This is a genomic window from Flavobacterium aquicola, assembly GCF_003385115.1.
Lineage (GTDB): Bacteria > Bacteroidota > Bacteroidia > Flavobacteriales > Flavobacteriaceae > Flavobacterium > Flavobacterium aquicola.
Genome location: NZ_QUNI01000045.1, coordinates 1 through 1,401 on the forward strand (window position 1 = coordinate 1; position 1,401 = coordinate 1,401).

Consider the following 1,401-nt stretch of genomic DNA (forward strand, 5'->3'; position numbering starts at 1 on the left):
AATGCTGTAATTGCAAAAATTCCGCTGGGAGCTACGCTTACTGATGAGGAGCGCGCCAGCGGCGGGGACATTAATGTAGACAACAAAATTTTTGTAGACGACACGCTCAACGAACTCAAGTCTAACGGGGCAGCTATTATGCCTGCTTGGTTTAGCATTCCTAACCTGACTAATGATGTAACGTTTTTTGACCAGTCCGAAGAGCTCATTACGCTGTACCAAAATATTATTCTGAGGCTAAAGGATGCCCAGCGTATTGCCGGCAGAGAGGCACTGGTAAATGCCAGAAAAGCTTATGAGCTGTACAAATCGGCAGCCGATGGAGGTGTTCCGGGCGCACAGACCAGTTATGATAATCTAAAAGTTAGGTTTGAGAAAGGTGCAGGAGCTCCTGTGCAGCAAATCTAATTAATACTAATAATTTCCAAATCCTGAAAGAGGCTGTCCGCGAGGACAGTCTTTTTTTTGTGCTTTAGTTTTATGCAGTAGCAGGCAATAGCAAATGAATTAACGGTCAAACCGAATTTGAACAGCTATTTATGGGTTCGGCTCTGTGATCCTGGCTGCTGCTGCAGTAATCATATGGGTTGCATATAAATGAATTATATTTTATATACAATTCAATTATCTTTTTTATATAATTTAATTGTATTTTTTGTATAAATGAATTGTACTTTTTGTATAAATGAATTGTACTTTTTGTATAAATAAATTATACTTTTTGTATAAATAAATTATATTTTTCATATAAATGATTTATATTTTTTATATAAATAAATTATACTTTTTATATGAATAATTTATATTTTTTGTATAAATGATTTATATTTTTTGTATGAATAAATTATATGTTTCATACCAAATAAGCGATTCCCTTAACAAATAAATGCTTATTTTTATCAGAATAAAATAATTACTATGATAACAATTAAAACGGGCGAATTACTCGCTGCATACTGTACCCGAAATAGGATTTATAAAAGTGCACTGGCCAGAAAAACAGGTATTGACTATCAGTCACTAATAAAATATTTCAAGTCAAAAACGTTGCGGGTGGATATATTGCTAAAGCTGTCTGAAGGTTTGGAGCATAATTTCCTGATGGATATCGCGGCACAGCTGCCAAAAAACTATACTACCGATGCCGCAATAGATCAAACCGCTGCCGATAAAATAGAAGCTTTGGAAAGAAAAATAGAACTGCTTGAAGCGGAGAAACAGCTTTTGCTGCAGGTAATTGGGGCCAAAGGGTAATTAAAAATGGGTATGCTAATTAGGCATTTGGAAGATCTCTAAGAACACAATAATACTTAGACAATAATGATTTGCACCGATGCAGGCAGTACCTCTTTAAAAAAATTACAAATCTTTTTGATATGTAAGAAATAATTTTAAATTTGT

General features: G+C 34.3%; 2 protein-coding genes. Both read left to right on the plus strand.

All coding sequences use genetic code 11. The features are described from left to right. On the plus strand, positions 1-408 hold a 408-nt coding region (locus C8P67_RS22260; RefSeq protein WP_115815325.1), incomplete at its 5' end, for a hypothetical protein. A gap of 510 nt (positions 409-918) precedes the next feature. Continuing rightward, a complete protein-coding gene (locus tag C8P67_RS21915; RefSeq protein WP_115815326.1) occupies positions 919-1,254 on the plus strand; it encodes a hypothetical protein in 336 nt (111 codons plus the stop codon). Positions 1,255-1,401: the final 147 nt, after the last annotated feature.

Bases quoted from the DNA above. Each gene is read 5' to 3' on its own strand.
- C8P67_RS21915 (WP_115815326.1), top strand. From the start codon at position 919: ATGATAACAATTAAAACGGGCGAATTACTCGCTGCATACTGTACCCGA.